The following is an 8,966-nucleotide window of genomic DNA, read 5'->3' on the forward strand; positions in this document are numbered from 1 at the left end:
CACGGCATCCGGCGGGGCGGCGGCCGGCGCCTCCAGCGTGCGGATCGGCACCTGCACGTGGCGCGGCCGCGGCCGGGCGGTGGCGAACTCCGTCAGCGCCCTGTCGATCAGCACGTAGGCGCTTTGCGCATCGCGCGCCTCGTGGCTCCATTCGCAGACACAGGCCGCCGCGCCCGCCTGGTCGCGCATCTGGTGCAATTGGCCGCGCGCTGCCGCCGTCTCGTCCAGGCAGGAAGAGATCGCCAGCACCGGAACGCTGTCGGAATAGGCCTGCCCGAGCGGGGTCATGATGTTGCACAGGCCCGGCCCGGTGATGACATAGGCAACGCCGGGTTTGCCGCTGGCGCGGGCATAGCCATCGGCCATGAAACCCGCCCCTTGTTCATGGCGGGCCAGCACATGGGTTATGCCGGCTTCCTCTATCCCGCGATACATTTCCTGGTTGTGCACCCCGGGGATTCCAAAGATCACGTCCACCCCGCGGGATTTCAGCATGTGGCTGATCTGCGCACCTAGGGGCCGACGCCCCGGCCTGTCGTCCTGTCCTGTCATCTCGCTTCTCCTCTGCCCGGCCTCTTGGCGGCCGGCTCCCCCCGGTATCAGGCCCGCCAGAAGGCCGGCAACACCAAAACCAGAACGGCGATCACCTCCAGCCGGCCGACGAGCATCGCGATGATCATGATCCATTTGGCCGCCTGCGGAAAGGCACCCACAGCGCCGGTGGGGCCGACAGCCTCGCCGAACGCTGGCCCGATGTTGAAAATGGCTGTCCACGCGCCCGTGAGCGCCTCGTTGAAGGTCAGCCCGACGAGTTCCAGCGAAACGGTGAAAAGGCCAAACAGAACAACATACATTGTCATTAGCGCCATCACTGAATGCAACACGTCCGACTCCACGGGCCGGCCGCCATGGCGGATCAACTGCACGCTGTGCGGATAGAAGATGCGGTTGAGCTGCATGCCGATCGCGCTGATCAGGATCTGGTAACGGAAGATCTTTACCGAGCACCCGGTCGAGCCAGTGCATCCGCCAATGGCCCCGACGAGCACTAGGATCACGAAGGGCCCGCCCCCCCAAGCGGTCACGTCGCCATCGCCATAGCCGGTGCCCGAGAAGATCGAAACAACGTTGAAAAGTCTTTCCCTGAATGCCGCCTCGGACAGGGTTCCGGCAACCGCCAGCTCATAAAGCGCCACCGCGGCCACCGCGTACGCGATCCACCGCAAATAAGTCTGCGCTTGCGTGTCGCGAAAAAGGGGCGTCAAATTGCCGCGCAATCCCTGCATCAGCCGTACGAAGGGCATGGTGCCGAGGATCATGAAAACGACACAAGCATATTGCGCGGGGGCCGCGAACGCCCCGAACGACGCATCGCGCGTCGAAAAGCCGCCGCTGGAGACAGTAGTCAGCGCATGCGCGGTCGCGTCGAAGGCAGACAGGCCGAACAGCAGATAGACCCCCACGCACGACAGCGTCAGCGCGAGGTAGACGTTGATGACCCCCTTTGAGATGTCCACCGCGCGCGGCAGCACCTTGCCGAAGGTATCGAACCCCTCGGAGGTAAAGAACTGCATGCCGCCCACCCGCATGATCGGCAGGAAAACCAGCGCCACGATGACGATCCCCAGCCCCCCGAGCCATTGCAGCAGGCCCCGCCACAGCAGCAGCCCCGACGGCAGGTCGTCGAGGCCCTCGAACACCGTGGTTCCCGTCGTGGTGAGGCCCGACATGGCCTCGAAATAGGCGTCGGTGAAGCTTGCCTGCGTTGCCCCCAGCATGAAGGGCAGCGCGCCGAAAAAAGGCAGGATCGCCCATACGCTGGTGGTCAGGAGGAAGGATTGCCGGATCGTCAGGCCGGTGCGCACACCGTTGAAACAGCTTAGCGCCAGCAGCCCGCCCGTCAGGGTCGTCAGAACCGCGCTTTCAAGGAAAACAGGCCAGTGCCCGCGCCCCTCGGCCAGGTCCACCACCATGGGCAGCACCATGGCCAGACCCAGCGTCATGACCATCAGGCCGATCACATATCCAACGGAGCGCAGGTCAAGCATGGCGCGAAGCCTTGGCCGCGGCCTGTGCCGCTGTCAAGAACGGTCGCACCGTCGACTGGCCCCCTCGCCAACGGCGTGTGCCGGCGGCCGCGAGAGCCCGCTCACCGCCGCCGGGGCCGGGCCATGCCTAGGATCAGATGTAGTAAAGGTCGCGGAACACGTGATGCGCGATATCCTCGCGACGCAAGCCAATGCGCGCCAGTTCTGCATCCGTCTTGCGCTCCAGCGCCTCGACCTTGTCTCGGCGCGATGCCTTGCGGGCGTGATTCTCGATCCCGGCGGAAACCGCCCGGACGATCCGTGCCAGCAGGCCGTGCCGTGCGTCGTAGCGTGTCGCGTGATCTGTCAGAGTCGCCATTGGAAACCTCTTTCGTGTCAGTTGCAGGTTTCCTCCCTGACACGAAACTAGGTCAGCAGCCCTGACATGAGAAGCCGCGATATCGTAAGGCCGGTTTGCGCCGTGCGCATCCCGGCCGCGCCCGGCTCAGTCTTGCCCGGTCTTACCATCCTTGCCCGTATCCGGCATGGCGGGCGGAGCGGAGGGCTGCCGGGGGCGCTTGGTGTCCGGCTTTGCCTCGGCCTTGGCTGGTGTCTCGGCCGCGGTCTTGGCCGCGGGCGCAGTGCCCGGCTTTGCCGCGGCCTGCCCGCCGGATGCTGGTGCACTGCCGCCCGAGGCCTTGGCCGCGGGTTTCTTCGGCGCGGTCTTGGCGGCGGGTTTGGACCGGGCCGGCGCCTTCGTCGCCGTCTTGCGCTTCGTCGGGCTGGCGGGCTTGGCCTTCCGCGGGCGCGCTACTGCGCTTGTTCCCTCGCTCTTGGCGGCGGGAGTGCCGCTCTGCGCCGCGGGCGCCATCCCGAGCAACGGATTGCGCTCCAGCGCCGCGCGACCGAAGACCTGTGCGACTCGAAGGTTCGTCTCGATCATGTACCCGGCCACGCGCATGCCGGCGGCCGAGAGCTTGAGAGGGGCGGAGACAGGGGTCATGTGAGAGGTCCTTTCGCACTGTGCTTGCGCCGCATAGCGCAGCTCTGTGACAAAAGGATATACATGCATGGCCGCCCGTGTTGAACCGCCCGGCCCCGTTTCGCGCCGCCGCCCCGCAGGAATTTGCCAATTCGGCAGGCAGGACGCACGGCACCCTGCCTGATTCATGGGCACCCCTTGCCCGGTGTCAGCCCACGTGGAAAAGCGTCTTGAACATCTTGGGATCGATGCTGTCGCTTGCGAATGTCTCGCCCTCGGTCAGGACACTGACGGCGTCATGGCTGTGCAGGCTTTCCTGGTGGCTCGCCATGATCCGGAAATCGCCGATGCGCGGGTCCTTCTTGAGTTCGGCACAGAACAGGCGCGCGGCATCCTCGACGAAAATCGGGTTGGCCGCGTTCAGTTCGGCAAAGGCCTGCTCGTCCTCGCGCTTGACCATCACCTGTGTCTCGGTCGGCACGGCGGTGCGCGCCATGTCGATCAGGTCCTCGAACCAAAGACAACCCGGTGCGGAGCGGTCGATCTCGACCGAGATCCGCGCCACCGAACGCTGAGAATGCGGCGTGGCCAGCTGGCCCCGGGCCTCCCGCGCGTGCTCGCTCAGCTCCAGCGAGCATGGACAGGTAGACGAATAGACGTAGTCGAGATGCATGAAGCGACGGCGCACGCCGTCCTGTTCCACCAGCTCCAGCGCGAGGTCGTAGAACTGGAACCCCTCCAGCCCGGAGCGCAGGGAGCGGATCTTCATCGGGTAGGAAAACCGCATCTGGATACGCGCATCAAGGCTTTCCAGGTCGGCGATGTAGTCATTGAGAACCGACTCGATGACATCGAAGCTGAACGTCTTTTCCGCGTGCCGGTAAAAGCTGCGCATGATGCGCGACATGTTGATGCCCTTCTTGCCGGGCTCGAGGCTGACCGTGCCGGTGACAGACGTCTCCAGCGTCAGGTCGCCGTTGTCGCGCGTATGAAACCGGATCGGCAACCGGAAGTTGGAGATTCCCACATGCTGAAGCTGCTGGCGCTCCCCCCGGATGAGGGAGGACGGGCCGTTTTGCAGGTCGGGCATCGAGGTCCGGTAGGAATCGTCGGGCTGAAAGTCCTCCGGGTAGTCACGGTTCAGCACGGGATATTCCGTGGCGCCCTCCCCGCGCAGCAGGCGGGCCAGCTGCGGGTCGAGCTCTGCCACTTCCTCGCGGCTGGCGCTCGCGGCCCAGGCACGCAACATTGAAAGTGCCTGCTTTGCGTCCTCGCGGTCGAGTCCCTTGTCCAGCTTGACGGTCTGGATGTTCATCGGTGGCGTCCCCTTGTCCTGTCCCTGCCCTATCACATAATGCGTTGCAGCGGAATTTCCCAATCTCGCATATTCTTACGCCGGAAACGACGGGACGGATCAATCTTGCGCGGCGCTTGTCTACACGGCCTCGAGCGCCTGCAGGATGTCCGAGACGAGATCGCCGGTGTCCTCTATGCCCACCGAAAGCCGAACCAGGCCGGGCGTGATGCCAAGGGCGGCGCGGCGCTCGGGCGTCAGCCGCTGATGCGTCGTGGTCGCCGGATGGGTCGCGATCGACTTCGCGTCGCCGAGATTGTTGGAGATCAGCACGATGTCGAGCGCGTTGAGGAACCTGAACGCGCCTGCTTGCCCGCCCGTAACCTCCAGCCCCACAACGGTGCCGCCCGCGCCCATGTCACGCCGCACCAGAGCGTGTTGCGCATGGGAGGGATGACCGGGATAGATGACGCGCACCAGCTTGTCATGCGCCTGCAACGCCTCAGCGATGGCGAACGCCGAAGCGGCCTGCGCCCGCACGCGGAGGTCCATCGTTTCCATCCCCTTGAGCAGCACCCAGGCCGTGAAGGGCGACATCGCGCCGCCAGTGTGTTTCATGTAGGGTTCCACCGTCCCGCGGATGAAATCCCGCGACCCCAGGATCACCCCGCCAAGGGTCCGCCCCTGCCCGTCGATATGCTTGGTCGCCGAATAGATCACCACGTCTGCGCCAAGCTCCAGCGCCCGCGAAAAGACAGGCGTGGCGAACACGTTATCGGCAATGACGGTCGCGCCGACCTCGTGGGCGATCGCGGCAACCGCCCCCACATCCACCACGTCGAGCGTCGGGTTGGCCATCGACTCGAAAAACACGGCCCGGGTATCGGGGCGCACGGCCGCGCGCCACGCGGCGATATCCGTGCCGTCCACGAAAGTGACCTCGACCCCGAAGCGGGTCAGCACCTCCTCCAGCACGTAAAGACACGAGCCGAACAGCGCCCTGGCCGAAACGACGTGATCGCCCGCCTTGAGAATCGAGGTGAGCGCGCCCGAGACCGCGGCCATACCGCTGGCAGTGGCAAAGGCCGCCTCGGCGCCTTCGAGCGCGGCGATCCGGTCCTCGAACATGGCCACGGTGGGGTTGCCGTAGCGGGCATAGATGTATTCATCCGCCCCGGCCTCGCGAAACCGGGCCTCGGCAGCCTCGGCGCTGTCGTAAACAAAACCCTGCGTGAGGTAGATCGACTCGCTGACCTCGTTGTACTGGCTCCGGCGGCTGCCGGCATGAACCAGTCTGGTGCGCGTGTTCCAATTGTCTTTCATGTCCGTCCTCCGGGGCAGCGCCCCAACGAAAAACCCCCCGTTTCGGCCAAGCGAAAGGGGGGCTTTCATCCTGACCTCTTTAGCGGTGTTGTTTAACGTGGCCCGCAATCCGGTAACAAATCACCACACCTATTCGCTTACCCCCGGCATCTCCCCACGTCAATGCCGTGGCAGTGTCACGCGGGATTCACGGGATGGTCCAATTGGTTTCGTATGGCCCGCCCACCCCCGCCCCACAACGTGTTGTGGGAGTCGAGCAGCACACCGCTTTTGCAGGTTACAGCCGGCCGCGGCGCGTCGCTGTGATGGCTGCGCCGGGCGGGTGGCCGCGCCTCAGCTCTCGCCGGTGTCGTCACCACCGGTGCCGTGCGTCTTGAACAGGCCGCCTTGGAAGATGAAGAACACGAATATCGCCGCCGTCAGGCCGAACGTCTTGAAATAGACCCACGACTCCTCGGACATGGTGCGCCAGACCAGCTCGTTCAAAACCGCAAGCCCCAGGAAAAAGAAGGTCAGCCGCCGAGTGAGGATCAGCCAGCCGGCATGCGTCAGCGGCATGACCCCGTCCATGACGTATTGCAGCCAGGATTGCCCGCGCAAAAGCCCCGCGCCGAGCAGCCCGCCGAAAAGCAGGTAGATGATGGTCGGCTTCATCTTGAAAAAGCGCGGATCGTTGAACCAGACACTCAGCCCGCCGAACACGATGATCAGGACGGCGGTCACCACCTGCATCCGCGACAAGTGCCCGGTAAGACCCCATAACGCCCCCATCGCCAGCAGAAAGACGGGAACGAACCCGGCAGTGACCACGATGAAACCGTCATAGACATTGCCCGCGATGGTAAAGCTGTCGTCCTTCAGCCAGAGATAGGCCACGAAGAAGGCCGCGATCGGCCCCAGTTCCAGCCCCGTCTTGACAGCAGGGTTCACGTTCCGGTTTGCCATGGCCTGTCCCTCAGCCTCCGATTTCCACAATGACGGCGCCTGCCGCGATGAGCGCCATCAGCACGATCCGCCGCGGCCCCACGGTTTCGCGTAGCGCCAGCCATCCGATCAACGCCGCAAAGACGGTCGAGGTCTCGCGCAGCACCGCCGCCTCGCCCACCTTGTCCAGCCGTGTCGCCAGCATGACCGACCCGAACGACATATAGGCCACCAGCCCGCCGATCACACCCCGGATCATGAGCGCGCCGGGGTCTGGCCGGCTGGCCAGCCCGCGCCACCGGTAATAGGCGTAGACAGGCATCGCAATCCCGTCGAGCATGAAGAACCACGCGAGGAAGGTGAACGGGTCGGCCGTCGCCCGTATGCCGTAGGCGTCGATGGTGGTGTAGAGCGCCACGAACAGCCCCGTGACCACCGCCAGCCCGAGCGCCAGCGGCAGCGTCTCGCGGTCAAGCGTCACCGTGCGCAGGTTGTAGACGGCCAGCCCGTAGATACCCGTCAGCAGAACGCCGACCCCGACCCATTGCGTCACGGTGAAAACCTCGGAAAACAACAGCCAGGCGCCGATCACGGTGAAAAGCGGCCCGGTTCCCCGAACGACCGGGTAGACCACCGTGTAGGCGCCCTTGGTATAGGCCATCGCCTGCAGGATCTTGTAGACCATGTGGACCGCCCAGACGAGCGCGAAGATCGGCCACATGTGCGCCCCGGGCCATGGCACGACGAACAGCGCGACGGGCGCGGCCATCAGCGCGTAGCTCGCATCGATCGCCCCGCGGCTGAGCCACGGATCGAACCGCCCCTTCTGCAGCGCGCCGAACACGGCGTGCAGGATCGCCGCGAGAAGCGCGAGCAACATGGCCAGCTGCCGCCCCTCGGCCGTACCCTCCAGAGAGACCAGCCAGCCGCTCATGCACCCCGGCCCTTTCGCAAGGAAACGGGCGTGTTACGCTGCAGACCCATCACGGCCGCGGGAGGTGGCATGCTCGACTCCGCCACGGACATCATCATCGACGAATTTTCAGGCACGTTTTCGGTCGTTCCCCCGCTTGTCGCGTTCGCCCGGCTTGTCGCGGCGATCGGCCTTGCCGCCGTCATCGGAATGGAGCGCGAATGGCGCTCCAAGCCCGCCGGGCTGCGCACGCATATCCTGGTGTCGGTCGCGGCCTGCCTGTTCGTCATCATCGGGCGCGAACTGGCCGCCATGGATTTCGGCGGCGACACCGAACAGCGAAACGACCCCATCCGCATGATCGAGGCCGTGACCGCCGGGGTCGCGTTCCTCGCGGCGGGGCTGATCTTTACCGCGCAGGGCGAGGTGCGCAACGTGACCACGGGCGCCTCTCTATGGTTGGCCGGGGCGGTCGGGCTGGGGTGCGGCGCAGGCCAGGTGCCGCTGGCGGCCCTGGCGACGGCGATCGTCGTGGCGGTGCTGCTGATCCTGCGGCAGCTCGAGAAGTGGCTCGGCACGCAGTAACGCCGTCACGCCGCATCCAGTCCGGTCAGCGCGGCGGCATATTCCTCCGGGTCGAATGGCGCGAGGTCGTCGATTTGCTCGCCCACGCCTATGGCGTGAATGGGCAGGCCGAAACGGTCGGCCAATGCCACGAGAACGCCGCCCCGCGCCGTCCCGTCGAGCTTGGTCATCACCAGCCCGGACACGTCTGCGAGCTTCTGGAAGATCTCCACCTGGCTCAGCGCGTTCTGCCCGGTCGTCGCATCGAGCACCAACAGCGTATTGTGCGGCGCGTCGGGATCCTTCTTGCGGATGACCCGGACGATCTTGGCCAGTTCCTCCATCAGGTCGGCGCGGTTCTGCAACCGCCCGGCCGTATCGATCATGAGCAGGTCGGCGCCGTCTTCCTGCGCCTTGGTCATCGCGTCGAAGGCAAGGCTGGCGGGATCCGATCCCTCGGGCGCGGTCAGCACCGGCACACCGGCGCGGTCGCCCCAGATCTGCAGCTGTTCGACCGCAGCAGCCCTGAACGTGTCGCCGGCGGCGATGACCACCTGTTTGCCCGCCGCCTTGAACTGGCTTGCCAGCTTTCCGATGGTCGTGGTCTTGCCCGACCCGTTCACACCCACCACCAGCACCACCTGCGGCCGCTTGGAGTAAAGTGGCATCGGCTGGGCCACGGGCTCCATGATGCGGGCGATCTCGGCGGCCAGCAACTCCTTGATCTCGCGGCTGGACAACCGCTTGCCCATGCGGCCCTCCGCCATGTTCGCGGTGACGCGCATGGCCGTGTCCACGCCCATGTCCGCCGTGATCAACAGCTCCTCGAGGCTTTCGAGCATCTCGTCGTCCAGCGCGCGGCGCGCCTCGGCCCGCCCGCCGCCGCGGCCCAGGAAACGCCCCAGCAGTCCCGGCCTGCCCGACCCGTCCGCGCCCTCG

10 protein-coding genes and 1 riboswitch are annotated in these 8,966 nt (G+C 65.6%); of the genes, 1 reads left to right on the forward strand and 9 read right to left on the reverse strand.

Features of this window, described 5'->3' with window-relative positions:
- From ACH13J_RS17665 to ACH13J_RS17700, 8 genes are all read right to left on the reverse strand, one after another.
- On the reverse strand, positions 1–552 hold a 552-nt coding region (locus tag ACH13J_RS17665; RefSeq protein ID WP_397544669.1), incomplete at its 3' end, for a thiamine pyrophosphate-binding protein.
- Positions 553–599: 47 nt separating this feature from the next.
- Positions 600–2,048 carry a potassium transporter TrkG gene (locus ACH13J_RS17670; protein WP_397544670.1) on the reverse strand — a complete coding sequence of 483 codons (1,449 nt, stop codon included), beginning with the start codon at positions 2,046–2,048 and terminating at the stop codon, positions 600–602.
- Positions 2,049–2,181: 133 nt separating this feature from the next.
- Positions 2,182–2,406 carry a hypothetical protein gene (locus tag ACH13J_RS17675; protein WP_397544671.1) on the reverse strand — a complete coding sequence of 75 codons (225 nt, stop codon included), beginning with the start codon at positions 2,404–2,406 and terminating at the stop codon, positions 2,182–2,184.
- Between the two features lie 126 nt (positions 2,407–2,532).
- Complete coding sequence (locus ACH13J_RS17680) at positions 2,533–3,030, reverse strand: hypothetical protein (RefSeq protein WP_397544672.1); 498 nt, start codon at positions 3,028–3,030, stop codon at positions 2,533–2,535.
- A 187-nt stretch (positions 3,031–3,217) separates the two neighbouring features.
- On the reverse strand, positions 3,218–4,324 hold the full coding sequence (folE2, locus tag ACH13J_RS17685) for a GTP cyclohydrolase FolE2 (RefSeq protein WP_397544673.1): 1,107 nt from the start codon (positions 4,322–4,324) through the stop codon (positions 3,218–3,220).
- A 120-nt stretch (positions 4,325–4,444) separates the two neighbouring features.
- Positions 4,445–5,626 carry an O-succinylhomoserine sulfhydrylase gene (metZ, locus tag ACH13J_RS17690; RefSeq protein WP_397544674.1) on the reverse strand — a complete coding sequence of 394 codons (1,182 nt, stop codon included), beginning with the start codon at positions 5,624–5,626 and terminating at the stop codon, positions 4,445–4,447.
- 58 nt (positions 5,627–5,684) lie between these two features.
- A riboswitch (SAM riboswitch) is annotated at positions 5,685–5,763 on the reverse strand.
- A gap of 196 nt (positions 5,764–5,959) precedes the next feature.
- Positions 5,960–6,571, reverse strand: a complete 612-nt coding sequence (locus ACH13J_RS17695) for a septation protein IspZ (protein ID WP_397544675.1) — start codon at positions 6,569–6,571, stop codon at positions 5,960–5,962.
- 10 nt (positions 6,572–6,581) lie between these two features.
- Entirely contained in the window at positions 6,582–7,484 is a 903-nt protein-coding gene (locus tag ACH13J_RS17700) for an EamA family transporter (RefSeq protein ID WP_397544676.1), read from the reverse strand.
- Between the two features lie 69 nt (positions 7,485–7,553).
- On the opposite strand from ACH13J_RS17700, the gene ACH13J_RS17705 reads away from it, so the two are divergent.
- A complete protein-coding gene (locus tag ACH13J_RS17705; protein ID WP_397544677.1) occupies positions 7,554–8,048 on the forward strand; it encodes an MgtC/SapB family protein in 495 nt (164 codons plus the stop codon).
- Positions 8,049–8,053: 5 nt separating this feature from the next.
- Here ACH13J_RS17705 and ftsY read toward each other — a convergent pair.
- Positions 8,054–8,966 (reverse strand): signal recognition particle-docking protein FtsY (gene ftsY, locus ACH13J_RS17710; RefSeq protein ID WP_397544678.1); only part of this gene is annotated, 913 nt, incomplete at its 5' end.

Source organism: Roseovarius salis, from assembly GCF_044472985.1.
Lineage (GTDB): Bacteria > Pseudomonadota > Alphaproteobacteria > Rhodobacterales > Rhodobacteraceae > Roseovarius > Roseovarius salis.